Origin of the sequence: Secundilactobacillus paracollinoides DSM 15502 = JCM 11969 (assembly GCF_001311135.1) — a bacterium.
Classification (GTDB): domain Bacteria; phylum Bacillota; class Bacilli; order Lactobacillales; family Lactobacillaceae; genus Secundilactobacillus; species Secundilactobacillus paracollinoides.
On sequence record NZ_BBAG01000021.1, the window covers coordinates 1 to 25,408 of the forward strand.

The window sequence follows — 25,408 nt, forward strand, 5'->3', positions numbered from 1 at the left end:
GGTTAGAGGGCGGAGCGTTAGGGACTTTGACCGAAAGTCCGGGCTTGACTTTTGGGTCGAAGTCCCTAACGCTCCGCCCTCTGCCTTCTGGAACACGTTTCGGCAATCTAAATAAAAAGCGCCCAAACGATAAAGCAAAACTAGATAACCACGCAAGTACGAACACTATATTCCAAAAAAACACCCACCACTCGCCACATCGCCAAGAAATACCAATCCTCGCCCACAAAAAAAAGCACCCACCCCAACCGGGACAGGCACTCACATTCTTCAACTATTCAGCGTCTTCCTCAGGTTCCGGCTTCTTAGCTGTCCCCTTACGCTTATAGTAGTTATCTTCCAACCGTTTATAAGAGCCAGGTTCAACCTGATCCAAAACGGTCGCAATCGTTTCAAGACTCTTTGCATAATCGAACTCTTGATCAAATAACCGTTGCGCTTCCTGACTCGCTTTTGCGACTTCATCATGTGTGAGCCGGTAACGGTTGGCGTATTGAAGCAATTGTTCAGACAACTCGGCACTGTCAACGAGATCAGTCGTTTTTTCAGCCAGAATATCCAGATCCGATTCAATCATGATCAACTGTTTCGTAATTTCTTCCATGTTAATTTGAACCTGATTGATATCGTCATTTAACTTCGCAATCTCATCACGTACCACATTATAGTAGTCTAAGTACGTTTTTGAGACCCCAGGCAAATTCAGATTTTCAACCTGGCGCCGTAAGCCATGCTGCCGCAGTTCAAACTGTTGCAACGTATCACGCGCCTGCTGTTCTTCTTTGACGAGTCCAGAAACCGTCGTATTGATGGTCTGTTGCTGTTCTTCAATCTGTTGCAGATCGTGTTCAGCTTGGGTTTGACGGGCTAAGACTTGCGTGTAGACTGCTTCGTTAGACTGAATGGCTTCGATATCAGCTTGATAAGCACTATCAATGTTTCGAATCTGCTCCTTGAACTCCCGCGCCGTTTCAACTTCTTGGTGATCCAGCGTGTAGTTCAAACTCAGTCGGTCGAGTTCACGGGTCAGCAACGTGTTTTGATTACGCGCATGGGAAATGAATTTTGCCAACGTATCAAGGTTTTCAGTCACCTTTTCTTTAGCGCCCATTTCCTTTTCCATGGTGTCATAGAAGTGGTCGATCTTATTCGTCAACGCGGTGTCGTTAGCCTGAACCTTATCCATATCCAACTGGGTCAGGGCTTCCTTACCAGCCTTGACCTCACCATTGAGGCCCTGGATCTGGTCATGCATGTCTGTTTCCGGATACTTAAATCCTTGGGCACTCAGCGTTGCCTCACCCTGTTGCAGTTCGGTAATTTGTGCTGGGAATTCCGTTTCGAGGTTCTTATACAGTGGCGGGATTTGTTGGATCATTTCTTCAAGATGCTCAGTATCAGTCTGTAATTGTGCTAACAGCTCAGCAGCTTTTTCGTGATCCCCCTGACTCGTGAGTTCATGGAAGCGGTCGTTGTCGTCTTCCAAGGTACCAAGTTGCGTTTCCAGTCCATCGATACTTGGACCGTACATGAAGTTCTTTGCCAGCAAGGTCTTACGCAGATCCTGATATTTTTTCTCCAGTGCTTTGACAGCAGCCTTATGATCTTCATCGACTTTTTTTAGGGCGTCGATCTGTTCGGTTAACTTCGCAATCGCATCCTGAGTGACCTTTAATGAAGACTGGGCCTTTTTTACATTGCTGTGCGTTGCCAGTAATCGATACTGTTTAGCAGCCCCAGTCGCTTGATCTAACTGGGCTTTCAACCGTGGCAACCGTGTCTCATTGAGTGCTGTATAATCGCTAAGCAGCGCCTCAACTTGATCGAGCGTCTTGCCCGTCAAACTCATGGTCTTGACTTGAGCGACCGCCGCCTCCAAGCTGTCAATGTCCAGTCCCTGACGTTCTTGATCAATCGTCTTGAGCTGACGCAACAGATATTGTTGATAAATTAAAATACCGCCATAAATGACGATTGCCAAGATTATAATTCCCACGAAAACCTTAAACATCCAATCCCCGTCCTTCGTTTACCATTTCATATGTATGGTGAACCATTTTTGGTTGCTTTTTATACATTTAGCCATTAAAATCAATTCTAGCTTAAATTATAGCATAGTTAGTGAAAAGGCTTCACCGTAAATTTGAAGATCTATATAATAGTAAAGGGGCGATTTTATGCAAGAAGCAACACCATCGTTAATGAACCAACAAATTGATGCGCTTTTGTATAATGAACACAACTTAATTAGTAACCTGTCTAATGCATCCGCTTTGCTCAACCAATCCCTTGAGGATATCAACTGGGCTGGCTTTTACCTCTATCAGGAGGATACGGATGAATTAATGCTTGGTCCTTCCAGGGAAACGTTGCCTGTGTGCATATTCAGGTCGGTAACGGCGTCTGCGGCACAGCGTTTAAAGAAGAAAAAACGCTGGTTGTCGAAAACGTCCACGAGTTTCCTGGCCACATTGCCTGCGACTCCGCAAGTAACTCTGAAATCGTGGTGCCGCTGATCAAGGATGGCAAGAAGCTTGGTGTCATGGATATTGACTCCCCTAAGCTGGCCCGCTTTAATGATGACGATAAGGCTGAACTCGAACAGTTCGCGGACATTTTGCTGTCGCACATTGACATTGCCTAGTGTTTCGCGGTACACTACTCCTTGTGTAAAATAATGCGGCGGTAAGCGGTAAGCTCGTCAACAGGTCACTGCCCACTTGGTGGTTCAGTTAGTAACCTGCGGCTGCACAGGGCGAACTCTGCAAAGCGATCTGCACGAATACTGTGCTTACGAAGAATTATTTTACTCCAACTAAAATTATTGGAGGATTCATTTATGTCACGTTATACAGGCCCAAGCTGGCGCATTTCACGTCGTCTTGGTATCTCCCTTTCAGGGACTGGTAAAGAATTAGCTCGTCGTCCTTACGCTCCTGGCGATCACGGTCAAGGCCGTCGTCAAAAGTTGTCAGAATATGGGACCCAACTTCGCGAAAAGCAAAAGTTACGGTTCACTTACGGCTTAACTGAACGTCAATTTAAAAACTTGTTCGTTCGTGCCGGTAAGATTCGTGAAGGCAAGCATGGTGTTAACTTCATGATCTTGCTCGAACGTCGTTTGGACAACGTTGTTTACCGGTTAGGTTTGGCAACTACTCGTCGCCAAGCACGTCAATTGGTTAACCACGGTCACATCACTGTTGATGGCAAGCGTGTGGACATTCCTTCATACGAAGTTAAGCCAGGCCAAGTGATCAGTGTTCGTGAAAAGTCCAAGGATATGCAAATCATCAAGGACGCTGTTGAAGCAGTCGTTGGTCGTCCTCAATACGTTGAATTCGACGCCGACAAGCTTGAAGGCTCATTGTCACGGTTACCACAACGTGAAGAACTTGATGCTGATATCGACGAATTACTTATCGTTGAATACTACAACAAGCTATAGTCTTTTGCGTCAACTCAAAAAGCAACTTGCCATTTGGCAAGTTGCTTTTTTTGCTCAAACTTCCTGGTGCATTGGCGTGAGAGCCGCTGCCAGTAACTTAAGGTTGGTGACCATTTTAAAAGGTCGGAATCCCCACAACTATCAGGAACAAGGCTGCGATGACCACAAGCGTTAACCCCACCATACCAAAAATAATCACGGTGCGATTGCCTTGAAAGGCGCCAAGACTAATCGCAATCAACATGATGATGAGCAGAACACCAAGTATCATTGTCATCATGATTCCCCCACCCTATTTGTCAGCGACCAGCGCCGAATAGAATGGTGCTAGTTCATGCGTCGTGTCGACGAGGATCTGTTTAAGATCATTGGGATGATTAAACACATCATCATCCTGAAGCCACTGCCGACCGACCATAAAGTCTGCTTGTTTGACCGTTTCATAGCGGGTCAATTGTTGTTTGAGGCCATTCATCGTGACTGGACCGCTCTTTTTAGCCATATGATCTGGGCTGATTTCAAACCGACTCGGTAATTTGACCAGCTCAGGTAATAACCTTTGCCAGCGATTGATCATTAAATCGCGGTCAGTTGCCTCCGCCAGACTCGCAAGCCACAAGAATAACCGGTCATCCCAAAACCCAAGCATCAGGTGCGGTGTCATTTTATAACCCCGTGGATTTTGGTTAAATGCGATCCAGGTATTCATCGGCGGATTTTTGAACCGGCGCAAGTGCTTGGCAATGTGATCTGAGACTGGTTGGTCTTGACCTAAAGCAGCCTTGATTGTCGGTGCAATCGCCTCAAATTTTGGATCGATCACACCGCGGACACCAGCCATCCGGCCAGCTAATGTTTGGTCCTTAAATACGTCAAAATCTTCTTGATTAAACATTGCAGTCACCCCTGTCGTTAACTTCGATTAAGCCTGAAACCTATGTTATACTAGATGGACTAAGAAAGAAAGGTTGACGAAATATGCCAGAAAAAGATCAAATGAGTGCCCACCTTGACAATGCCATGTATGGGACGCCAATGTTGCACCCGGATGAACAACGTCAATATTTAGGCACTTTTCGTGAACGGGTCTCCCTGCTTGTCACCGTGCAGGAGATTCGTGACAAACAGTTCCAGGATGCGCTCACGCAAGAAATCAGCGCCCATCCGGACTACCAAGTCATCTTCAACGGCCATCTCGAAGCTGCCGAATTGGCACCGTACATGGGTATTGCCAGCAAGGCTGGGACAAAGTTCACCATCGTTTCAGATGATTTTTATCCACACCAGCCAGACAGCGCTGGGTTCGTGGTCGTTGCTAAAAATGCCATCAATGTGTATCCCATTGAAGCAACCAAAAAATATCCTGACAAACCGGCATCCAATGCCAAACCGCAACAATCAAATTCCGTGCTTGATAAACTCAAACACCGTTTTGGCTTATAGAAACGCCAACGTCGCCGACTTCGGTCAGGCGACGTTTCTATTGCCAGCACTTATTAGACCCTCAATTGAAAGGAGTGACAACCTTGCCACAACCGCTTGCCTACCGCATGCGCCCACAACGGATCGAAGATGTGATCGGCCAACAACACCTCGTTGGCCCAGGAAAAATCATCAGTCGCATGGTGCAGGCTAAAATGCTCTCCTCCATGATCCTCTACGGGCCGCCGGGAACTGGAAAAACAAGTATCGCGAGTGCCATTGCGGGCTCAACGAAATACGCTTTTCGTAAACTGAACGCAGCGACGGATTCAAAAAAAGATCTTCAAATCGTGGCCGAAGAAGCAAGATGAGCGGGACCGTTATCCTGTTGCTTGACGAAATTCACCGGCTGGATAAAACTAAACAAGACTTTCTGCTGCCACACCTAGAAAGCGGTCGAATCGTTCTTATCGGGGCGACAACGGAAAATCCTTACATCAACATTAATCCTGCCATTCGCAGTCGGACACAGATCTTTGAAGTGCATCCGTTAACGCCCGATGACATTCGGACAGCCATCGACTGGGCACTGAGTGATAGCGAAAACGGCTTGGTGATCAAAATGTTCAGTTAGATGATGATGCCGAATCATTTTTAACGACGGCAACGAATGGTGACTTGCGAAGTGCCCTCAACGGCCTAGAATTAGCCGCTAGGTCCACTCCTGCCGACGACGATGTCATTCACCTCACCCTGCCGATCATTGAAGAATGTGTCCAAAAAAGGCCTTTAGCCATGATAAGGATGGTGACGCTCATTACGACGTCATTTCCGCGTTTCAAAAATCAATTCGCGGCAGTGATACTGACGCCGCACTCCATTACTTGGCCCGATTAGTCACTGCTGGCGACATGCAGTCGATCGTGCGGCGGCTCATGGTCATTGCCTATGAAGATGTTGGCCTCGCCAATCCGCCAGCTTGCGCTCGGGTGGTGAATGCTGTTTACGCCGCAGAACACATGGGGTTTCCAGAAGGCCGCATTCCCCTCGCTGATGCCGTGATTGAATTGTGCCTCTCGTCTAAATCGAATTCTGGCATGGCAGCCATTGATGCTGCATGAGTGACGTTGCCAAGGGCCGTGGCGGTGACATTCCAGCTCATCTGAAAGATGCCCACTACGCCGGCGCTGCGAAGCTCGGCCACGGCGTTGACTACAAGTACCCGCATAACTTCGACAATGACTGGGTCAAACAGCAGTACCTCCCCGACCCGATCAAAAATGTGCAGTATTACGAACCGAAACAAAATGGCAAGTTTGAAACCGCACTGGGCGAGCAATATACGCGTCTGCGAAAAGCCCAGGGCCATTAGTCACAAAAGTTGTCAAAACAACGTTTCTGTGCTACGATACATGTGAGTTCTAGGGTGTTCGCCTTGCCCATCATACGTGTTTGCCGAACAACTAGTTTTACATTGGGACATGGGTAGATGTTCATAGCGATGACAGGCCTTATCACTTGGTAGTCAGAGTCATGGCCTGCCCGTCCCACCTGCTTACAAGCGGGCCAAAACCTATCGGGCAATTAACGGCACTATTAGATCTTTCAAAGTGGCAACACTTTGAGGACTGGCTTGCACCTTGTAAGCCAGCCTTTTTCTTTTTAAAGAAAATTTGGAGGTTTTTTATTTTGGCCATCACCATTCTCATGATTCTCTACACCCTGCTGACCTTTTTTATTGGGGGCTTCTTTCTTGCCCATCAGCACAAACCCTTTTTGATCTTTCATCCTGAAGCGAACAAACCACTATCTGGCGTCATCAAGTTCGGTGGCTACTCACTCGTCATTCTTGGCGTTGTTGCCGCTGCAGCAACAATCAGTCAAAATACAGTCTTTATCTGTATTGCGCTATTTATTGGGGTAGCTGATATTGTTGGCGTTCAGTTGATGTTGGTCAGTTTCTTTCCGAAAGCTAAATGATTTTTGAATACTCATTAGCGTCTGGGGCGGTTGGCCTTGGACGCTTTTTGGGTTTGTGAGATTTTTGGAAATGGTATTTTTTTGTTAGGGTGCTTTTTCTGTTTTTGTTGTTCTGTTTGTTTTCAGAAAACCCTCTTCGCTATCTCGCTCTCCTGTCCTCGAGTCGAAACGAGCTCCGCAAGGCTGAGGGCTCCTGCAGAAGCCCTCAAACCGCCTTGCTCCGCTCTATTTGAAAACGCCACCACATTTTTCTTTTTATTTTCCGCAAAATAATGTAAGATAGAGTTAACAAGTGAGAGAGGTGAGTCATGATGCTACAACAATACAATCATATCTTAGTACCAGTTGATGGTTCTTACGAGGCCGAATTAGCCTTTAAGAAAGCCGTTGCCGTTGCCAAACGAAATGATGCGGACCTTCATTTGGTTCACGTTGTGGATACGCGGGCGTTTCAAAATATTTCTAGTTTTGATACAACATGGTGGAAGAGGTTACCGATACCGCCAAGAAGACTCTGGACAAATACATCCAAGAAGCCAAGGATGCCGGAATTTCTGACGTGGATTACTCAATTGAGTACGGTGCGCCAAAGACCATCATTTCCCGTGAGATTCCAAAGAAGTTAGACATCGACCTGATTATGATCGGTGCGACTGGGTTAAACGCTGTTGAGCGGCTCCTCATCGGGTCAGTTACTGAATACGTGACCCGGACAGCCGTTTGTGACGTTCTCGTTGTGAGAACTGACCAAGAAAACAAACCGGCGCAAAAAAAAACTGGTGAATAAGTCACTTTAAAAGCGTGGTAGAAGGATAACCCCTTCTACCACGCTTTTAATTTACAGTAATTCTAATCGCCGATAACAGTCCGTTTCATGATCATTGATCACACCGGATGCCTGCAAAAACGCATAGCAGGATTTGAGACCAACTCGTTTGAATCCAAGGTGGCTCAGCGTATGAACTAAATCCGCATTAAACCGCGCGCAAACATCTGTCTCGTGTGTCCGTTGCAATAAAACGGCATTCGTCCACACGGCTTCGGTCAGTGACCAGTCCAGATCATGCAGTGCGACTAGCACCTTGGCATTTGCGACAACTGCTGAGATCTTCTGCCGGTTACGAATAATGGTCTCATCGACGCATAACACATCGATCTGCTCATCACGCAACGCCGCGATTGCCTCAGGCTCAAAATCCATAAAGGCTTCCCGCAATGCTGATCGGTATTTTAAAACCAATTGCCAATTGAGACCCGCTTGAAAAATTTCAAGTGATAGGTTCTCAAATAGTTGCCGTTCGTCTCGTGTGGGCACGCCCCACTCTAAATCATGATACAGCAGTAACTGCGTACTTTTTGCTGCCCATGAACAACGCTCTGTCATGTAAATCATCTCCTTTACGTATACCTACGTAAAGATTAGATGAATTGGCTGATTAAACTTTGTATAATTGCCCAATTAAATTGGCTGGGCTGCTCACGGTTCATTTCTTGTAACACCGTCAATCGATCAGTGATCTGCCCATCGACACCGTAAACACGCATGAGCTGCATCTGACTTAAATGGTTCGGTGTCCAGGCAAATACCGGTGCGCCAATCGAATGCGCCTGTTGCACAATTGTTTTGCCTAATCCAATGGCCTGAACCGAATAAAAATCAGCCGGTAAGTGCTTCACGGAAACCAGGTTAAAGGGCACAATGTACCCAACTATCAGATTAGGCACCTCTTTTTTGAGATCCTTCACCGTTTGATAGTTCATGGTATGCACAAAATCGCGGTCGGCGACAAGGGTATTCCCATACTGGGCAGCAAACCGCTTGGCTAGATTTTTCGAGTCATCCGGCGTGACTTTAATTTCAACGATGACCCGTTGTTTATACTGCTTAGCCACTCTTAAATAGTCAGCTAAATCGGTCAAGTAAACTTTGCGACCATCTTCCGTGACCTTAATCTTAGTCAATTTTGCCAGCGACGTTTTTTGAATGTTGGCTAACTTACCATTGTTGGCTTCTCGAACGCGTTGATTGTGACAAACCACAAATTTGCCATCACGCGTCTCTTGAACATCGATCTCAACATAGTTTGGGTGATCCTTCACCGTTTTTTCCAAGGAATCAAGCGTGTTTGGCACCCCATTATTATCAACAGCACCACGGTGTGCAACGGTCGTTGAGGCCGACGCAGGCGAGCTAAAGTGAAAGGCCTGAAAACTAAATAAGGCTACTAAAATCAGCACAAGTCCAGCTGGGAACCACGCCATTGTGTGCGTCGCATCATCCTTATCAAACACAGGTTTGAAACTAGGCTGCCCTAACGCTTCCCAAACCATGGCGACCATTAAACAGCTCAGTGCCATGACGGTAAACGTAATAAGAATGATCATGACCACTACACTTAGAAATTTGCCCAGCGTCTGTGAGGTAATGGTCGGCATGAGTGCCCGAAATCCAAAGATCACAGCCTCATCGATCACGACAACGGGCACCATGATACGAAGAAATGGTCGAATGAACACCCGCTGGAACTGCCAAAGTGATTTTAATCCGTGTCGCTGCGGTTCCCGGCGGTTAATGATCCCGTTGACCACTCGGTAAGTTAATAACATGAATAGCGTCAAAACAATCAAGTAGCCGATAGCGACCAGGACCAGCCAAATACGGCGATACATCACAAAATTATCCATCACGTGAACCGGCAACCGAACCAAATTAATAAATGCGGAAGAAAACCCAACGTCGCCAAACGGTGCCCAGACGAGCAGCAACAAGAGTTCCATGACGAGTAAGGGCAGCCAGTGTTTCTTGAATCGGCGCCAGGTCGTCAACAGAAGCAAGTCATTTTGGTTGATAAGCTGATTAGATGCAAATAACGCCGTGGTGACCAGCGTCACCTCAAAGGGTAGCCCGGCAAGAAATCCCACGACTAAAACCAGCTTGGCGACAACCAAGCCGGCATTTAACATGAGAATTTGCATGGTCATGAGCAGTGCCATAAGCAGTAACCAGCCAAGGTTAACAGAACGTACCTTTAACAACTGATAGCTCATCGAAAATAAACGTTTATAATAACTCGACTTCATTTGGGTGTCCTTTTTTATAGTATAGAGTGTGAAAGGAGACGATTAGGGGGCGGATCATAAGTTGCTTACGCAGTAGCCCTCTGTCTCCTGGAGGGTCTTTCCAATGTTGGGTGAATAAATGGCGCTGATATGTCGCTTTGTTGCACCGTTCGGCCCTGCAGGCTGAGGTGGGGTCGCTCCGGAGCTATTGAATGTCCTTTCAGACATTCAAGGATCTCCTACGTCTCCCGTGTTACTAGGCAAGGAAAGAACCCTTGCCAACTAACACCAACACCACAGCCTGCAATGCCGAACGGCTCCACTACGCTACGATTCTTGAACGCCTCAACATTGAAAATAAGTGTTCATAGTAGTTGCTCAGAAGCTGGCTAGTTAATCGTGATTGTCAATTGTCACATCGTAAGAAGCATTGCTACCGAGAGTCTGACAAGCAGTCGAGGGCGGATTCTCTTCGAACTTGGTCTAACGCTAGTGTGTTGCTAACTTTTCTGAAAAGTAAGCTCAACGTGAGTGGAATGCAGCAATTCGGCAGGTTGTCGTGGTGTCGACATCAGTTAGCGACCGTTTCTTGGTCGGTTACTGATGTGCGAGACGACTGAGATCCACTCGAGAGCTGCGCAGCAGAAATCGAGTTAGCTCAGTCGCGAGCCACTACGACGGCCTGCCGAATTGCGGAATGCAACGGACTATCACCTAACATTGGAAAGACCCCTCCTGGAACACGTTTCGGCAATGTCATCTAGAAAGCAGAAAATCTACGCCTGCTTGCGCCGCACATGTCGCCAAGAATGCTGCCGCAAGAGTTGCTTTTAACAATCAAAACACAAACCAGGCTAAAACAGCAGGCAAATCCTAAGCCAAAAAATCGATAATCGAATTCAAATAAGCCATAATCTGATCATTAAAGTCATGGCGAATAATCATGGCCTCTATCAATCGTCCGCGGTTATACACCCGGTTCCAAACACCCTGGGTTTCCGCAGATTGAATGATGATCATTTCCTGACGCCAGCGTTTTAACTGAGTCAAAAAATAGTCAGCATAGAGCTGGTTTTTATTGGTCAGTCGTGAAAAATACCCTGCCAACCGCTGCGGTTCTCCAAAAATCAAGGCGCCATCCAACTGCTTGTAGCGTTCAATGATCAGTGCCAGCATCAGTAACTTATCCGCCGTGTTAACCGTGGCCGTTCAGACAACTCATCTAACAAGTTGCCGATGTGCGTGTAGGCGTGAGCCCACCCCTGTTGGCCGATAAAGCCGCGGGTATCGCGCTCTAATAAAATATAGAGGGCAAATTGATCCACAACTTGGGCTTCCAGATCTTCATCCAAAAAATGATAGGCAACCCGATCTGCATAGATGACGACTGAAAGTAAGAGTACCGCAAATGAACGTTGATACACGGCCTCATTTTCAGGTTCAAAAATATGGCTGAACAACACACTGTCACTACTGAGATAGCGCACCATCATGGTCATCTGACTATTCGTCAGCAAGTGCTGTTGAATCAAATCATTAAACAGGAAATAGATGCCCTTATCCCGAATTTTTGGATCTGGTGACCCAATATGGTGTAACAGAGAAATGACATCCTGGTCCCGTAATTCTGTTAGCGTTTCATTTTGAATCTGGTCGTTTAGCTGCAGTAACAGCGGCCGGATCCCGTCATCGTCGTTTGGCAACTGAACCGGGGTCGGTGGCACAATTTTTGCTTCCTTGATCAGGTCCTCCAGCTTGGGGCCTAGGGATTGATATAGTTTACCTGCGTTAACTTCATCTTTATAGGTCTGCAACTGGTGTCGCAACGTGTCAATTTGATCGTCCACTCTTTTCGCCCCGTTTCTGTCTGTCTAGACGTGTCCATTTTTAACTAATACTGCTATTTTAGCATGTTTCTGTCCATATTAATAATGGCGTTCAGGAAGGCTTATCGCGGCACGCGTAATTTTAAAGTAAATCCGTATGAGATTCCCAGCATAATCAGAATGTAGAGCGTTCCAGAAATCATCGGTGCAAACGGGTTCAAATAGCCCTGGGCCTGCTTGTGATAGCCAACCATGAACGTAAGCGCATCGTAGATCCAGGTCAGTTTTAGACTGCTCGTCGTGTTCACTGAGATCAAGACAGTCAAGATGATAAACAGTAAAATCGGGATGCCGACGATCAAAATGATTTGAACTCTGCGCGAAAACAAACCGAGAATACTGCCGACTGCCATACTTGTTGCAAGAAAACAGCCAATAAATAAAATCGTGATCACAACAACGGCCAGTCTGTCAGCCACTTGGTTGTGAAAATACTTGCCATAAAGGTCAAAGAAGACCATGGTCCCAGAGTGGCGACTGGTGATGACGTTCTCATATAACCAACCGTACAACACATTAATCACTTCACCAACGAGCACGATGACGCCAAGCACGGCCGTCTTTGACCAAAAATAAGTCTTCCGCCCGATACCATTTTGAATAAATAGCTTGAACCCATCATAAGTGATGGCGCCGTAGACCACTAAGAAAATCCCAAGAACAATACTGGTCAGCCCACCTGGGAGCGCATCGCTTAATGTGTAATGTTGCGCCTGCCCCAGGACAACCGTGATCAGCGTGGGCAGGATCACGATGCCCGCAATGGCCCAGACATAGAACCACCCGAGCGCTTTTAGATAGGTTTTGAATTGGTATGAAAATCCAGCTTTAAATCTCACGATGGCCCCCCTGACTGGTTAGATAAATAAAGAGTTTCTGCAGATCAATGTGACTCACAGTCACCGTGTCCGGAATTTCGCGCTGGTCATCAAGTTGGCCATAAACGTAGTGAACCAATAAATTGCCCAAACTTTCCTGACCGATCACGTTCAGATCTGCCGTATAAGTCTGCACTTCCTTGGCTGGCCCCGTGACAGCGTACCCTTCCTGAAGTACATTTTCAGTTGTGTCGTTAACAAGCAGCTGATGGTCTTGAATCACAAAGACGCGTTCGATCACGTTCGCAATTTCTTCGATAAGATGCGTTGAGATCACAAACGAACGTGGCGTCTTAGCATAACTATCGATCAGTTCCTCATAAAACAACTGCCGGTGATTCGCATCCAGTCCCAGCGTGGGCTCATCTAAAAACACGTAGTCCACATCCACTGCCAGGGCAATGATCAGCTTCATAACGGAGCGATAACCAGTTGATAATTTATTAAACCGGGTCTGCGGATCCAGTTCAAATTTCGCAACCAGCTCATCCGCATAGGCAGCGTCAAATCCCTGATACATCTGGGCAGTGAGTTTAAAGATCTCACTCACCCGCAGCCGCGGCGGGTAAAGGTTGGCTTAACTCATCATGTAAATACGATTCAATAGCGCGTCATTGTTTGCTAAGGGCGTCCCGTCAATCGTCACCGTCCCGGTCGCAATCGGCAGCCGGTTCGTAATCAAGTTCAACAAGGTACTCTTACCGGCACCATTGCGGCCAAGCAGACCATAGATGGTATTGGGTTCAATTGTCAGGTTAATATCTGTCAGGACCGTCTTTTTGCAAACGATTTGGATAGTCCCGTTACTTTAATTGGATTCATGCCTGTTCATACGCCCGTTTCACCATCTCAATGATTGCCGTCTCCGGCAACGATAATTTTTTTGCTTCGCTGACCAGGTTGGACACGAAATCAGCGTAGAACTCATCTTGTCGTTTCGTTCGAATTTTGTCATTGGCGCCAGTTGTTACAAACATGCCTAACCCCCGTTTCTTTTCTAGAAAGCCGCTATCCACAAGAATGTTCATGCCATTCAGCACCGTTGCCGGATTGATGTGGAACTGTTTTGAAATTTCCGTGGTGGACGGCACCTGCTCACCTTCCTGAAAGCTGTTTAAGAAGATAGCCTCCTCCAATTGATCGGCTACCTGTAAATATAGCGGTTCTGTACTGTCAAAATTAAACTGCATTTTTCACCACCCGCTTTTGACGATGTTCCTTTCCTAACATTTGTTTGAGACGACCGCTCACGCCTAATTATTAATCTGAATCTTCGGCAATACGATTCGTTCGTAAAGTCTCACAGTAATCACATAGTAAATAATATACAACAGAATAAAGATTGTAAATGGTATCCAGAGCTGATCGTACGGATTTATCATTAATAAGGTAAACAATTGTAAGCCAAACAGGACGTGAATGACACCAACGATTCCCGGCAGAATGAACAACACCCCGACTTCTCGGTTGATCGACCGGCGCAAAACGCTGGGACGTGTGCCCACTTTGTTGAGCATCATGTACCGTTTACGGTCGCTTGTAGCGCCGCTTAAGATCTTAAACATCAGGCAACTTGCAAGCATTGCAAGAAAGGCGATTCCTAAGAAGAGTCCCATGAACTCCAGGCCACCATAGAGTGCGGTACCCAACACAAGCATGCCGTACCCGCCAGGAAGAACAGTGCCCGCAGCAAGAGACTCACTGTTTTGAATCGTTTTAAGGGCTGCTTGGCTGGCTTTTAAATTGGTGACTCTAAAGACTAACAGGTGGTGCGTGGTCCCCTTTATTTGAGCAAATTTAGCCGCTGAGACCACCTTAGCTGTCTTTGTCTGCTGCTGTCCAGACTGCAACATTTCAAGTGCTACCGGATCTTTTTTCAATTGGTCAACGCTCACCGTTCCATAGCGCACTGCAACATGACTGCGGTGCTGTTTTTGCATTTCTGCTAAGGTCGTTGTTACCCGTTGAACAGGATGGGCCTTCAGTTCAGCTGCATTGTAATAGACAGTCGTGCGCGTTTGTTTCTGCTGATAGAGGGCCTTAGTGGCAAGGTGCAACCGGTCAACGCACGATTGAGTCACTGGTTTTGGATCCGGAATTGCCATGGTGTATGGCGAATTAACATTTGCCATGAGATCGATCTGCCGGTGAAAGCCAATGCCGACTGTAATTGCACCCAACGCTAACGCAAATAAAATGGAAACGATCGACAGCATTTTAGTGTAATTACGAATCCGAAACTGTAACTGCGACAGGGTAAACGTGTTTAAGCCCCTATTCGCCCATGAGGTCCGCTTCAATAACAGCACGAGCCAAATGAAACAGCGTTAAATAAGAAGTACGTCCCAGCCACGATGGTGACCAGCGCAATGAAAATACCGATCAGCCAATCGTTTGGACGTGAGCCATGCAGTAGTAGCCCACTGCTAACAAGACAAGCCCGACGATTACTTGAATCAACTGGGCAACGGGCCGCAGAACGGGACGGTTAGGCTGCTGATCACCCTTCAACAGTTGAAGGACTTGCGTTTTAGTGAGACTCAACCAGTTCACAATACCCGCAATCATAAACAGGCCAAGGTAGAGATCGATCGTGGTCAACACGCTGTAGATAGAACGCACTGAAGTGTTTAAGGTGACTCCCAATGACGACAGACATCATCAGATTTCCTAGCGTACTGGTAAGCAACCAGCCGACCAGGATTCCGATCACGCTGGCGATGACGCCTATGACCATGGTCTCCAGTAAGATCAGTTGACCAATTTTACGTTGTTTGGCTCCAAGCATCATAAACATCCCATAATCATGTCGGCGCATGCTCATTAAAAACGAATTCGCGTAGAAAATGTACACCAGCGTAATGATCGTTAGCAACACAGCACCCAGTTGAAAAATAATACTAGCGCCTGACACCGTGGTGTTATTTTTAATGAACGACTGGTTCGTCGCGAGGGCCTCAAACATGTAGAAAATGGCACTGGACATGACCAGTCCTGAGAAGAGGACAACGTAATCTTTAATGCGGCTCTTAATGCCCGCAAATGCTAATTTTACTAACACGGCGCCCCTCCTAGTTAAATGTCCCTAGCGTATCAAGAATTTCTTGATAAAACGCTTGTTGTGTCCGGTCTTCACGATGCAGCGTCTGGCCGATTTGGCCATCCTTAATGAACAAAATACGCTGGCAATAGCTGGCCGAAAACGGGTCGTGGGTCACTAATAAGACTGGGACCTGTTGATCATGATTAACGGCCGTCAACATTTCCAGGAGGTCGCGGGCACTGTTTGAATCAAGTGCCCCGGTCGGCTCATCACCAAACAGGATGGCCGGCTTTGAAACGAGTGCCCGCGCTGCTGCCACCCGTTGTTTTTGGCCCCCAGAAATTTCCGTTGTACTTGGAAAGTGTCTCGGTAATCGTCAACTGCGCCGCAACCTTTTCCACGGCTGTCTTGATTTTTGTACCCGCAATATTTTGAAGAGAGAGCGGTAAAGCAATATTTTCATAGTTCGTTAAGTTTTCAAGCAGGTTAAAATCCTGGAAGATAAACCCGACTTTTTTTGCCCGAAAATCAGCAATTTGGTTGCCTTTAAGCGTCGTGACATCCAGTTGGTCAATGGTCACCTGGCCACTCGTCGGTTGGTCCAGGGTCGCAAGAATGTTCAGCAAGGTTGACTTACCAGAACCGGAAGCCCCCATTATGCCGACAAATTCTCCAGGTTGAACATCAAACGTGATGCCCTTTAAGGCTTCGTATTGTTTCTCCCCCGCCTTGCCATAGGTTTTGTGAAGGTCCCGTACTGAGACAACTGCATTCGCGTTCATTTGAATTCCCCCGTTAGTCTTAATTGGTTAGTTACTTGTGTAGTTAACTATAAAGGTTGGGTGAGAAAAGTCAAATTTCAGAGTGGTCCTGACGGTGGATTTGGGTATAAAAAAACTGCCAACGCTTGGTTGACAGTTTTTGGTGGTGATTTTGAAGTTGTTCTTTTTTCAGTTGTGATTGGGTCAGGACGTCTTGCATTCTCTTTAAAAATGCTCATTTTATTAGAGAATGCCTCTTGCGACGCGCTTTCTGGCCTCCGTGCCGAAACGAGTTCCGCAAGGCAAGGGGCTACTGCCTAAGCAACTTCCGGCACAAAATCCAAAACCGGGATTTTATGCCGAAAGTTACTTAGGCTCCGCCCCTTAAACGCCTTGCTCCACTCTCTAGTATGCCTTCGCCGGCAACACTGCACCCTTATAGTGGTTGTAGATCCACTTTTGTGTGCTCTTTGATTGCAATGCCTTCATCAACTTCTTGATGGCTGGCTTGTTTTGGTCACCCTTACGGACAGCCACGATGTTGACGTATGGTGATGATTTCTTTTCAGTTGCGATGGCATCCTTACGAGGATCCAAACCTGCTTGCACAGCGTAGTTGGCGTTAATGAAGACCACGTCACCTTCACCCTGCTTGTAGATTGTTGGCATCAACTTCGGTTCGTAACTGTGCTTGAACTTCAGGTGACGAGGATTTGACGTAATATCTGAGAAGTTGGCAGTGGTGATATCAATGCCCTTCTTGATCTTGATCAAACCGGCATCCTTCAACAGCGTCAACACACGACCGTAGTCAGGCGTGTTGCTGCTGACAAGGATCGTTGACCCATCCTTAACATCCTTTAAACTCTTGTACTTCTTTGAGTAGCTGAGATGGGTTCCAAATGAACACCACCAGCGCTAACCAATGTCCCGTGGTTTTCCTTGTTCCACTGGTTTAAGAAAGGCATATGCTGGAAGTAGTTAGCATCCAGTTCCTTGGCAGCCAATGCCTTGTTAGGCATTACGTAGTCTTGGAAGACTTTGATCTTTAAGTTGACGCCTTCCTTTTTCAGTTGTGGTTGCACATGCTTCAAAATTTGAGCATGAGGCACAGCTGAAGCCCCAACAGTGATGGTTGTAATTTTCTTTGAAGATGACGACTTACTGCCACAACCCACTAACAAAACGGCCGTTGCCGCTACACCTAACACACCTAACACACGTTTGGATAATCTCATGATGATTCCTCCCAAATAGTTGTTTTCTTTTACAATGTCCGTTTATCAATCCGACGAACAAGAAAATCCCCAATAAATTGAAATACAAACACGATCAAAACAATAATCACAGTCGCCACTAACACAATGGTGTTATTGTTGGTCTCAAACCCGTCGATGTATGCCAGGTTACCTAGACCACCAGCCCCAATGGCCCCAGCCATTGCGGTGTAGCCGATCAGTGAGATCGTCGTAACGGTCGCTTCAGAAACAAGCGCCGGCATACTTTCTGGTAACAAGACCTTTAAAATGATCTGCGTCTTATTGGCCCCCATGGCCTCAGCCGCTTCAATCACCCCGTGGTCAATTTCGTGAAGGGCCACTTCGACCATCCGCGCATAAAACGGGGCCGCTGACACGATCAACGAAGGTAACGCCGCTGTGGGACCAATGATCGTCCCCACGATATTCTTGGTGATGGGCAATAATAGCAAGATCAAGATAATGAACGGAATTGACCGGAAAACGTTGACGAAGAGTGACACTAGCCAATTCAATGCCTTTGCCAAGAAATTGTGACTATCGGCTGTTTCAAACAGCAGCAGTCCTAATAGGATGCCCAAAATAACGACGACGACCATGGAGACGAGCGTCATCCAAATCGTTTCCCATGTGGCGCCCCACATGCTGCCCCAATCGACTGTATGGAACGCAAAGTATGAGCCATTAGTCATGGTGAATGACCTCCGTTTCTACCCGCATCTTCTTTAACAGTGCCTGGCACCGTCGATGCTTTCTTGTTCCCCAATCAGTTGCAGGAACAGCGAACCAATGGCGCCTTCTTGCGTCTGATGAATGCTGCCTTCAATAATGCTGACCTGAAGATCAGGGTACTTATGAATCATCTCAGACACAATTGGTAACTTGGCTTGATCGCATGAAAGACCAGTTGGAGCAAAACGCCCTTTGGATAGTTCTTGATCAGGTCATCAATAACAACGTTCGTATCGGCAAGGGATGGGTCAACTTCCTCGTTGACGAACCGCTTGGTGATCTCCTGTTGCGGATTCCGGAAGACGTCAAACACGGTACCGCGTTCAACAACCTTCCCTTCTTCCATAACAGCCACGTGATCACAGATCTTACGAATCGCGTGCATTTCGTGGGTGATCAAGACGATCGTCAAATTCAATTCCCTATTGATTTTAAGCAACAGGTCAAGCACTTCATCCGTTGTTTGCGGATCCAGCGCACTAGTCGCTTCATCTGAAATCAGAATTTCAGGGTCATTTGCCAACGCTCTGGCAACCCCGACCCGTTGCTTTTGACCACCAGATAATTCTGACGGATAAGACTTTTCACGACCATTTAACCCGACAAGGTCAACTAATCGCTGGGCCTTTTCTCGGCGCTCTTTCTTGCCCACGCCGGCAACTTCCAACGGAAACATAACGTTTTGAATCACGGTTCGTGACCACAACAGGTTAAAGTGTTGGAAGATCATCCCGATCTTTTGGCGTTTCTTTCGCAGCGCCGTCCCGCTTAACTCTGAGATCTTATCCCCATTAATATCGATTGCCCCGCTGGTGGGTGTTTCCAATCCGTTTAGCATCCGCACCAGCGTCGATTTTCCGGCGCCGGAATAGCCGACGACCCCGTATATCTCGCCGTCTTCAATGTTAAAGTTAACGTGCTGAACGGCATTTAACGTGCCATCCTTCGTTGTAAACGTTTTGGACACATCTTTGAATTCAATCAACGGATATCCCCTCCTTTTCATCACTATCACTTGTACTCATTATCAAATAAAAAACGCCTCGCCCAACTAGTCTACCACTAGTTAAGGACGAAGCGTTTCGCGTACCACCTTAGTTCGTTACTGCCTCACAGCAGTAACCTCAATGAGTCATCTCATGACTCAACGCGATAGTGGACGTTACCCAGTTGCGGCTCATTAAAAACTCACCGTAACAGTGCCTGCAAGACCATCTTCAGCCATGTATCGGGATTCCCTCTCACCTAATAGGAACTCTCTAAACCCGTTGTCCGGCCTACTCATCTTGCCACTTGGTATTCAATTCAAGTCAATGACAAAAGTATACTCAGCTCAATTCTAAAAGTCAAGCAACATTTATCATCAAACTGTCATTTTGTCTTAGGCAGTTTGGATGTCTACTAACCAAGCATCGTCTTCACTGGCACTGTTTAAGGCCTCAAAGTCGTTGTCCAGTTGTGGGTTAACAGCAGCAACAGTGCCGCTTACGGGACTGTCGATGTCAGAAACAGCCTTTTCAGCTTCAACACTGATCAGTGTTGCGCCGGCCTTAACTGCATCGCCAACCTTTGGTAAATGTGCGAACTTGATGCTACCCAGTTCGTCTTGGCCAGCCTTGGTCAAGCCCACGCGGGTCTTACCGTTAATCTCTTTTGTCCAAAAGTAAGTTGCTTGTTCGTTCATTATCCTTCACCTCAACATCAAATTTGTCGCCCAACAGTGATCATTTTGAGATCGGTTATTCAAAATCATCACTGCGGCTAAACATGTAACTCTTATAATGATAACGCATCGACATGATTAAGCCAATACCGATCATGTTCCCAATCAATGCCGATCCCCCTTGACTAACAAATGGTAATGGAATACCAGTCAGTGGCAGGAGGCCAATACTCATCCCAATGTTTTCAAACGTATGGAATAGGATCATCATAATGATCCCGGTCGAAATATAAGCGTAGAAAACATTCTTCGTATCAAACGTGACCCGAATCATTTGATAAATTAATAGGAAATAAAGCAGAATCAGCAAACAACTGCCGACAAACCCGAAGTTTTCACCAATAACGGAAAAGATCATATCGGATTCACGCACGGGGACGTAGACCTTTGAAACGTCAAATCCGGTACCAAACACGCCACCAGATCCAACGGCTTTCATACTTTGCCAAAGCTGATAACTTTGGTTAGATGTCTCACCCGATGGATTCAACCAGGTATCGATTCGTGAAAATTGATAGGCTTGAAAGCCCAAATGCTCAAGAATCGTTCGCCCACTTGAAGTGACCACCAGTAGTAATGCGCCACCGCCAATGGCACCACCACCACCAAATATTGGCACTAGAATTTTCCAGGTAATCCCTGAAATCAAGGCCAGTCCTGCAAAAATAGCAAAGAACACCAGCATCGTCCCAAAGTCGTTTTGCAATTTCAATAACACTGGAATTGGAATTGTCCAAGCCAGCATTTTGCCAAGTAATGTAAAGTCCGTCCGCACTGTATGATGATAGTACGTATGATTATGATCACTGATGACTCGTGCCATCATCAAAACATAAGCCGGTTTCATAATTTCTGACGGCTGGAACGTTAAGGGGCCGATAGCGAACCACGATTTCGCACCCGTTGAAGCGGCATACGATCGACTGTAAAACACCAGCACCGAGGCTAACAGAAAAATGCCTAGCCAGTAGGCAATGGGCGCGACCTTCCATAATTGTTCCGAGTCAAATTGCATAATGATCACGACGGCGATAGTCCCAATAATGTACCATGCCACCTGAGAAATCATTTCTGACTTTATATTCACGGCACTTGAATCGTGGGTAGCGGCAACATAGATTGAAGCTAACCCAATAATTGATAACATTAAAACGCAAAAAATAACGCCATAATCAATTCTTGAATCCTCTTCGTTTTTATTTTCACGAAGCTCTTTTGCCAAAGCACGCCCTCCTTCCACACTCATCATCTATTATAAGCATTCGTGAGTGTATTGCGATTTTCTAACTAGGCATTTAAGCCTTTTTTAGAAAACGGCTTAGTGGTGTAAATTGTAGGCTTGGATGAGGTATTCGATCCCGTCATCCTGTGTTTTGACCTTAACTGGCTGGTCGCTTCAATATCGACTTCAAACGTTTTATCTAAGGGTTTGATCACGCCGATCACATCATCTTTGATTGAGACTTGAAGGACCGTTAATTCCCCTTGTTGCACTTCGTCAATGGCAACACCAATTGGTTGATTTTTTTTGGACATACGAAACTCCTTATTTTGTTTTTCATGCAAACGAAATCGTGCACGATTCCTATTTTAACGCATTTAACCCGTGGAAGAAAGCAGTTATAGGCCGCTTAGAAAATCTGTTAGGCTCGGCCACATAAGAGGACTCAGCTAAATAACCGCTATGGTTTCAGCTGAGTCCTCTTATCCCCTCGGAAAAACCGGTATAACGGTTCCCGTGGTTACTTTAATTTCATTTCTTCGAGGTAAGCCATTTCGGCTGCCTTGTTTCTTCGGAGGCTAAAGTGATCCGGCACTGGATCATAGCCGCCATGGACGAGCGGATTACACCGCAAAATACGGGCAATGCCCATCAGTGCACCCTTAATTGCACCATGTTTTTGCAACGCTGTCAGCATATAGCTGGAACAGGTTGGCGAATAACGACAAGTTGGCGGAAACAACGGTGAAATAAACCGCTGATACCCGCGAACCAGTACCATTAGGATCTTTTTCATATCAGCCTCGCTTACTTATTGGCTTTACGACTCTTCTTTGAATTCGTATCCATGTGTTCAAGTAACACACCAGCACCCTTAGCCACGTTATCCAATGGACTGTCAGAAATAACAACCGGCACCTTGAGCCGGTCAATAAAGAGCTTGTCGATGCCCTTCAGCAACGCACCACCACCGGTCAGCATGATCCCCCGATCGATGATATCAGATGCCAATTCAGGCGGCACGATTTCGAGTACTTCCTTGGCAGCATTCACGATTTGATCCATGACAACGCCAATTGCTGGCCGAATTTCCTCAGCCGTAATTTCTACTGACCGTGGCATCCCCGTTACGGAGTCGCGTCCACGGACTTCAAGGCTGTCCTGGTCGTTTTCATCTGGATAGGCTGACCCAATTTGAATCTTAATGGCTTCAGCTGACCGCTCACCGATCTGCAGGTTGTGCTGGGTCTTCAGGTAGTTAATGATGTTGACGTTCAACTCATCACCGGCAACCCGGATGGACTTGCTAGCCACAATGTCACCCAGTGAGAGGACGGCAATATCACTCGTCCCACCACCAATATCGATCACCATGTTCCCGCGAGGTTTGAAAATATCCATGCCCGCACCAACAGCGGCAACTTTTGGTTCTTCTTCAAGGTAGACCTTTGCCCCACCAGACTTTTCAGCAGCCTGAATGATGGCCCGCCGTTCAATCTCAGTAATGTTGGTTGGCGCACAGATCATAATGTTTGGCTTTGACAAAAAGCCCTTCACATTCAGCTTACTGATAAAGTATGACAGCATGCTTTCAGTAATGTCAAAATCTGAAATAACCCCATCCTTCAATGGTCGAATTGCCCGAATGTTGCTTGGTGTCCGCCCAACCATCCGGTAGGCTTCTGAACCGACTGCAAGCACCTGGTTCGTCTTGGTGTCAACGGCAACCACTGACGGCTCGTTTAACACAATTCCCTTACCCACTGCGTAGATAAGAACATTGGCAGTTCCTAAATCAATACCAATATCTTTAGCCATCCTAAATAATTCCTCCTGAACTTATTATCTCAACCGTTAATTATAGCATAGCCCATAGAAAGGGACTATGACTCGATAAAAAAGATGGGGCAATTTAACCCCATCTTTACTTAATTCATCATTAATCCTTGGTTGCAGTCTTTAAAACAATTTCTTCTTGGGCTGGCACAGAGACGCGTTCGATCTCAGCACCCAGCGCAGCCAACTTCTTGTGGAAGTCATAATAGCCGCGATCCAGATACTTGAGGTTCGTCACTTGGGTGTACCCGTTAGCAACCAATCCTGCAAGCACTAGCGCTGCCGCAGCTCGAAGATCAGTCGCTGCCACTTCGGCACCGTTGAACGACGTCGGCCCATATAACACAACGGTCCGGCCTTCGATCTTGAAATTGGCATTCATCCGCCGAAGTTCTTCAAGGTGCATAAAGCGGTTTTCAAACACGGTTTCAGTCAACGTACTAGTGCCATTGGCTGCCAGTTGTAGCACTGACATTTGTGGTTGCATATCAGTTGGGAACCCTGGGTGCGGCATTGTTTTGACGTTGGTTGGGGTCAAGACCTTAGGACCAATGACCCGAACACCAGCATCTTCATCAATGACCTTTGCACCCATTTCTTCCAACTTAGAGATCAATGGCTTATTGTGTTCTGAAATCGCATCCTGAACCAGAATGTCCCCCTGTGTCAGGGCAGCAGCGACCATAAAGGTGCCCGCTTCGATCCGGTCTTGAACAACGTGATGAGTCGTGCCATGTAAGGCAGTGACACCATCGATTCGAATCGTTTCTGTCCCAGCACCACGAACCTTGGCACCCATCTTGTTTAAGACATTTGCCAGATCCACAATTTCAGGTTCGCGCGCAACGTTTTCAATGACCGTTGTGCCCTTCGCCATCGTTGCGGCCATCATAATGTTCTGGGTCGCACCAACACTTGGGAAGTCCAAGTAAATTTTTGTCCCTACCAACTGATCGGCCTTAGCTTCGATGTAACCGTCCTGTTGATTGATTGTAGCACCCAAGGCTTCAAACCCCTTGAGATGTAAATCAACTGGCCGTGAGCCAATGGCACAACCGCCTGGCATCGCAACACGTGCATGTCCATAACGCGCTAACAGCGGCCCCATGACCACGATCGACGCCCGCATTTTTGAGACGTATTCAAACGGTGCTTGTCGATAGTTTTTTGGCCGCATTAAGCCGCACAGTATTCCGTGCTTCGTCAAAATCGACATCTAAATTCAAAAATTTTAAAACATTATTCATCGTATAAACGTCCGACAAGATCGGTACGTTTGTTAAGACCATTTCATCGCGTTCAGCAAGGATTGATGCTGCCAATATTGGTAGTACCGCATTTTTTGCGCCTTCAATATGTACAGATCCCTGTAGACGATTTCCGCCATGCACAATGATTTTTTCCACTTTAATTCCCTCCACGTGTCACGTTACTTAACGATGTAAATTAAGTTACGGACATTATCAATAAAATTCAGGAAAAAAGAACTGCAGGTATATCCTACCGTCACAGACAGCATCACAATTAACACCCGCGCCTGTGTTGGGTAGAGCCTCATAAGATTTTCAATGTGCAATTTGAATACTCCAAAAAGCAACAAAGATAAAAATAAAATGACTGATTAGAGTCAAGAGGGCCTGTGTCCCGATTGTTCGCATAAGCTAACTTTCCTTTCCGCATTACCTCTAAAATATAGCATAGTTTCTAGGGGTTGTCGCTAGTTACGTGTCATTTGTAATATTACGAATTCACTTGAGCCGTGCAATTACGACACATAACCTGATTATTGTTTGTGATTTGCTAATTGGTGATGTTGTCCGTTTAGAGCCCTGCCTCTGACGGGATAATGCACATGCCGAATCGCTGTGATAGCAAGTGACGCCGATGACGCTTTCACATTGTCGGATTTAGTGGTCATAGTTGTACGTAGCAAAGACATGCCTTTGTTTTCTCCTGTCTGACTGTCATAGAGGCTTATTGCTTATTACAAGTAGTTTGGAATAGTGGTTGTGTTGATTTTGTTGGTAGCCGGATCGTGGTCGGTTATTGATGTGTAAAAGAACTGAGAGCCGTCACACCGCCTTTCGAATTTCGGAGACTTTACAAATTGTTTGCCCACTTTTCGGCTTAGTTGAATCGAGTTCTAGAAAGAATCTTT

The 25,408-nt window shown here is 46.5% G+C and carries 18 protein-coding genes and 10 pseudogenes; 7 read left to right on the plus strand and 21 right to left on the minus strand.

Annotated elements, in window-relative coordinates; genetic code table 11:
* Nucleotides 1-274 precede the first annotated feature (274 nt).
* Nucleotides 275-2,011 carry a septation ring formation regulator EzrA gene (gene ezrA, locus JCM11969_RS08240; RefSeq protein ID WP_054710363.1) on the minus strand — a complete coding sequence of 579 codons (1,737 nt, stop codon included), beginning with the start codon at nt 2,009-2,011 and terminating at the stop codon, nt 275-277.
* 166 nt (nt 2,012-2,177) lie between these two features.
* On the opposite strand from ezrA, the pseudogene JCM11969_RS08245 reads away from it, so the two are divergent.
* Both JCM11969_RS08245 and rpsD read left to right on the plus strand, forming a co-directional pair.
* A pseudogene (locus JCM11969_RS08245) lies at nt 2,178-2,644 on the plus strand (GAF domain-containing protein).
* 195 nt (nt 2,645-2,839) lie between these two features.
* Entirely contained in the window at nt 2,840-3,448 is a 609-nt protein-coding gene (gene rpsD / locus JCM11969_RS08250) for a 30S ribosomal protein S4 (RefSeq protein ID WP_054710366.1), read from the plus strand.
* 115 nt (nt 3,449-3,563) lie between these two features.
* On the opposite strand, the gene JCM11969_RS17730 is transcribed toward rpsD, so the two are convergent.
* Nucleotides 3,564-3,728 carry a hypothetical protein gene (locus JCM11969_RS17730; protein WP_156319310.1) on the minus strand — a complete coding sequence of 55 codons (165 nt, stop codon included), beginning with the start codon at nt 3,726-3,728 and terminating at the stop codon, nt 3,564-3,566.
* A 12-nt stretch (nt 3,729-3,740) separates the two neighbouring features.
* Nucleotides 3,741-4,343, minus strand: coding sequence for a DUF1054 family protein (locus JCM11969_RS08255; RefSeq protein ID WP_054710369.1), 603 nt, complete (start codon nt 4,341-4,343; stop codon nt 3,741-3,743).
* Between the two features lie 83 nt (nt 4,344-4,426).
* Here JCM11969_RS08255 and JCM11969_RS08260 point away from each other — a divergent pair, with 83 nt between their 5' ends.
* The 4 genes and pseudogenes from JCM11969_RS08260 to JCM11969_RS08275 all read left to right on the plus strand — a co-directional run bounded on the left by JCM11969_RS08260 (nt 4,427) and on the right by JCM11969_RS08275 (nt 7,637).
* On the plus strand, nt 4,427-4,891 hold the full coding sequence (locus JCM11969_RS08260) for a YueI family protein (RefSeq protein WP_054710371.1): 465 nt from the start codon (nt 4,427-4,429) through the stop codon (nt 4,889-4,891).
* A gap of 83 nt (nt 4,892-4,974) precedes the next feature.
* Nucleotides 4,975-6,242 (plus strand): annotated as a pseudogene (locus tag JCM11969_RS08265) (replication-associated recombination protein A).
* Between the two features lie 317 nt (nt 6,243-6,559).
* Nucleotides 6,560-6,850, plus strand: a complete 291-nt coding sequence (locus JCM11969_RS08270) for a hypothetical protein (protein ID WP_054710374.1) — start codon at nt 6,560-6,562, stop codon at nt 6,848-6,850.
* A gap of 311 nt (nt 6,851-7,161) precedes the next feature.
* Nucleotides 7,162-7,637, plus strand: a pseudogene (locus JCM11969_RS08275) (universal stress protein).
* 51 nt (nt 7,638-7,688) lie between these two features.
* On the opposite strand, the gene JCM11969_RS08280 reads toward JCM11969_RS08275, so the two are convergent.
* The 8 genes and pseudogenes from JCM11969_RS08280 to JCM11969_RS08320 all read right to left on the minus strand — a co-directional run bounded on the left by JCM11969_RS08280 (nt 7,689) and on the right by JCM11969_RS08320 (nt 16,499).
* Nucleotides 7,689-8,234, minus strand: a complete 546-nt coding sequence (locus JCM11969_RS08280; RefSeq protein ID WP_054710377.1) for a DNA-3-methyladenine glycosylase I — start codon at nt 8,232-8,234, stop codon at nt 7,689-7,691.
* Nucleotides 8,235-8,269: 35 nt separating this feature from the next.
* Nucleotides 8,270-9,931: a glycerophosphodiester phosphodiesterase family protein gene (locus JCM11969_RS08285; RefSeq protein ID WP_054710381.1), complete on the minus strand. Its 1,662-nt coding sequence runs from the start codon at nt 9,929-9,931 to the stop codon at nt 8,270-8,272.
* Nucleotides 9,932-10,783: 852 nt separating this feature from the next.
* Nucleotides 10,784-11,409: pseudogene (locus JCM11969_RS20390) on the minus strand (DUF2785 domain-containing protein).
* A 449-nt stretch (nt 11,410-11,858) separates the two neighbouring features.
* Nucleotides 11,859-12,635: a hypothetical protein gene (locus JCM11969_RS08300; RefSeq protein ID WP_054710392.1), complete on the minus strand. Its 777-nt coding sequence runs from the start codon at nt 12,633-12,635 to the stop codon at nt 11,859-11,861.
* Nucleotides 12,625-13,496: pseudogene (locus JCM11969_RS08305) on the minus strand (ATP-binding cassette domain-containing protein). The gene JCM11969_RS08300 and the pseudogene JCM11969_RS08305 overlap by 11 nt, the downstream one beginning before the upstream one ends.
* Complete coding sequence (locus JCM11969_RS08310) at nt 13,493-13,864, minus strand: GntR family transcriptional regulator (RefSeq protein ID WP_054710396.1); 372 nt, start codon at nt 13,862-13,864, stop codon at nt 13,493-13,495. Before JCM11969_RS08310 ends, JCM11969_RS08305 begins: the two are co-directional and overlap by 4 nt.
* Before the next feature lie 63 nt (nt 13,865-13,927).
* Nucleotides 13,928-15,735: pseudogene (locus tag JCM11969_RS20695) on the minus strand (FtsX-like permease family protein).
* A gap of 10 nt (nt 15,736-15,745) precedes the next feature.
* Nucleotides 15,746-16,499, minus strand: a pseudogene (locus tag JCM11969_RS08320) (ABC transporter ATP-binding protein).
* 60 nt (nt 16,500-16,559) lie between these two features.
* Between JCM11969_RS08320 and JCM11969_RS18070 the strand changes: the two are divergent.
* A complete protein-coding gene (locus tag JCM11969_RS18070) occupies nt 16,560-16,799 on the plus strand; it encodes a hypothetical protein (protein ID WP_156770477.1) in 240 nt (79 codons plus the stop codon).
* A gap of 84 nt (nt 16,800-16,883) precedes the next feature.
* On the opposite strand, the pseudogene JCM11969_RS08325 reads toward JCM11969_RS18070, so the two are convergent.
* The 10 genes and pseudogenes from JCM11969_RS08325 to JCM11969_RS20395 all read right to left on the minus strand — a co-directional run bounded on the left by JCM11969_RS08325 (nt 16,884) and on the right by JCM11969_RS20395 (nt 24,808).
* A pseudogene (locus tag JCM11969_RS08325) lies at nt 16,884-17,716 on the minus strand (MetQ/NlpA family ABC transporter substrate-binding protein).
* Nucleotides 17,717-17,745: 29 nt separating this feature from the next.
* The gene (locus tag JCM11969_RS08330) at nt 17,746-18,429 is read right to left on the minus strand and encodes a methionine ABC transporter permease (RefSeq protein ID WP_054710399.1); all 684 of its coding nucleotides are present in this window, start codon (nt 18,427-18,429) and stop codon (nt 17,746-17,748) included.
* Nucleotides 18,422-19,454 (minus strand): annotated as a pseudogene (locus JCM11969_RS08335) (methionine ABC transporter ATP-binding protein). Before JCM11969_RS08335 ends, JCM11969_RS08330 begins: the two are co-directional and overlap by 8 nt.
* 396 nt (nt 19,455-19,850) lie before the next feature.
* Nucleotides 19,851-20,153, minus strand: a complete 303-nt coding sequence (locus JCM11969_RS08340) for a glycine cleavage system H family protein (protein WP_054710402.1) — start codon at nt 20,151-20,153, stop codon at nt 19,851-19,853.
* Nucleotides 20,154-20,208: 55 nt separating this feature from the next.
* Entirely contained in the window at nt 20,209-21,414 is a 1,206-nt protein-coding gene (locus JCM11969_RS08345) for an FtsW/RodA/SpoVE family cell cycle protein (protein ID WP_225353196.1), read from the minus strand.
* A 65-nt stretch (nt 21,415-21,479) separates the two neighbouring features.
* On the minus strand, nt 21,480-21,728 hold the full coding sequence (locus tag JCM11969_RS08350) for a DUF2969 family protein (protein ID WP_054710405.1): 249 nt from the start codon (nt 21,726-21,728) through the stop codon (nt 21,480-21,482).
* Between the two features lie 206 nt (nt 21,729-21,934).
* Nucleotides 21,935-22,210 (minus strand): membrane protein insertion efficiency factor YidD, encoded by a 276-nt coding sequence (gene yidD / locus JCM11969_RS08355; protein ID WP_054710408.1) that lies wholly within the window; start codon nt 22,208-22,210, stop codon nt 21,935-21,937.
* Between the two features lie 11 nt (nt 22,211-22,221).
* The gene (locus tag JCM11969_RS08360) at nt 22,222-23,232 is read right to left on the minus strand and encodes a rod shape-determining protein (RefSeq protein ID WP_054710411.1); all 1,011 of its coding nucleotides are present in this window, start codon (nt 23,230-23,232) and stop codon (nt 22,222-22,224) included.
* 121 nt (nt 23,233-23,353) lie between these two features.
* Nucleotides 23,354-24,656, minus strand: a pseudogene (gene murA / locus JCM11969_RS08365) (UDP-N-acetylglucosamine 1-carboxyvinyltransferase).
* Between the two features lie 23 nt (nt 24,657-24,679).
* Complete coding sequence (locus JCM11969_RS20395) at nt 24,680-24,808, minus strand: DUF1146 family protein (protein WP_369523216.1); 129 nt, start codon at nt 24,806-24,808, stop codon at nt 24,680-24,682.
* Nucleotides 24,809-25,408 lie beyond the last annotated feature (600 nt).

Bases quoted from the DNA above. Each gene is read 5' to 3' on its own strand.
- JCM11969_RS08255 (WP_054710369.1), bottom strand. From the start codon at position 4,343: ATGTTTAATCAAGAAGATTTTGACGTATTTAAGGACCAAACATTAGCT.
- JCM11969_RS08280 (WP_054710377.1), bottom strand. From the start codon at position 8,234: ATGACAGAGCGTTGTTCATGGGCAGCAAAAAGTACGCAGTTACTGCTG.
- yidD (WP_054710408.1), bottom strand. From the start codon at position 22,210: ATGAAAAAGATCCTAATGGTACTGGTTCGCGGGTATCAGCGGTTTATT.
- ezrA (WP_054710363.1), bottom strand. From the start codon at position 2,011: ATGTTTAAGGTTTTCGTGGGAATTATAATCTTGGCAATCGTCATTTAT.
- JCM11969_RS08310 (WP_054710396.1), bottom strand. From the start codon at position 13,864: ATGCAGTTTAATTTTGACAGTACAGAACCGCTATATTTACAGGTAGCC.
- JCM11969_RS08285 (WP_054710381.1), bottom strand. From the start codon at position 9,931: ATGAAGTCGAGTTATTATAAACGTTTATTTTCGATGAGCTATCAGTTG.
- JCM11969_RS08330 (WP_054710399.1), bottom strand. From the start codon at position 18,429: ATGACTAATGGCTCATACTTTGCGTTCCATACAGTCGATTGGGGCAGC.
- JCM11969_RS08260 (WP_054710371.1), top strand. From the start codon at position 4,427: ATGCCAGAAAAAGATCAAATGAGTGCCCACCTTGACAATGCCATGTAT.
- JCM11969_RS17730 (WP_156319310.1), bottom strand. From the start codon at position 3,728: ATGATGACAATGATACTTGGTGTTCTGCTCATCATCATGTTGATTGCG.
- rpsD (WP_054710366.1), top strand. From the start codon at position 2,840: ATGTCACGTTATACAGGCCCAAGCTGGCGCATTTCACGTCGTCTTGGT.
- JCM11969_RS20395 (WP_369523216.1), bottom strand. From the start codon at position 24,808: ATGAGGCTCTACCCAACACAGGCGCGGGTGTTAATTGTGATGCTGTCT.
- JCM11969_RS08360 (WP_054710411.1), bottom strand. From the start codon at position 23,232: ATGGCTAAAGATATTGGTATTGATTTAGGAACTGCCAATGTTCTTATC.
- JCM11969_RS08350 (WP_054710405.1), bottom strand. From the start codon at position 21,728: ATGTCCAAAAAAAATCAACCAATTGGTGTTGCCATTGACGAAGTGCAA.
- JCM11969_RS08340 (WP_054710402.1), bottom strand. From the start codon at position 20,153: ATGAACGAACAAGCAACTTACTTTTGGACAAAAGAGATTAACGGTAAG.